This window comes from Desulfosarcina cetonica JCM 12296 (assembly GCF_001311845.1).
GTDB lineage: Bacteria > Desulfobacterota > Desulfobacteria > Desulfobacterales > Desulfosarcinaceae > Desulfosarcina > Desulfosarcina cetonica.
This window is the reverse complement of record NZ_BBCC01000542.1, coordinates 1-613: the sequence shown is the minus strand read 5'-3', so window position 1 is coordinate 613 and position 613 is coordinate 1. Positions and strand designations below refer to the sequence as shown.

The window sequence follows — 613 nt, the reverse complement described above, 5'->3', positions numbered from 1 at the left end:
AGCTCGGTGGCCAGTTGGGGATCATCGCTATTTTGCACACCTGGACGCAAACATTGATGGATCATTTTCACCTGCACTGCCTAGTGCCTGGCGGTGCGATCGCTGGCAATGGAAAGGAATGGATCAGCAGCAAAGGGGAGTTCCTCTTTCCGGTCAAGGCGCTTTCGAAGGTTTTCCGGGGAAAATTCATATCATATCTGGAAGATGCCTATCGCACGAAAAAATTGTGCTTTCCCGGCAATGCCCGTGCGTTGGGGACCCGCCAAGGGTTCCGGCGCTTGATCAAACAGCTGTGGTCGAAAAACTGGGTGGTCTATACCAAACCGCCCATTGAGCGCCCGGAATGGGTGCTCGATTATCTTGGGCGCTATACGCATCGCATTGCCATATCGAATCATCGCATCACTGATTTTTCTGACGGCCGTGTTACGTTTACGATCAAGAACAGGAAACGCAAGACGACCGAATTGGTCACCCTCGATGCGGTCGAATTCATCCGGCGGTTCTTGTTGCATGTACTGCCCAAGCGGTTCGTGCGCATCCGGCATTATGGCTTTTTGGCCAACCGTGGCAAGAAAAAGAACATTGGCCTGTGCCGTTTGTTGATGAACGT

The 613-nt window shown here is 52.2% G+C and carries 1 protein-coding gene; it reads left to right on the top strand.

What is annotated here, in order from left to right; genetic code table 11:
* Window positions 1-56: 56 nt before the first annotated feature.
* Window positions 57-613: IS91 family transposase (locus JCM12296_RS35480; protein WP_172684300.1), on the top strand; the 557-nt coding region annotated here is incomplete at its 3' end.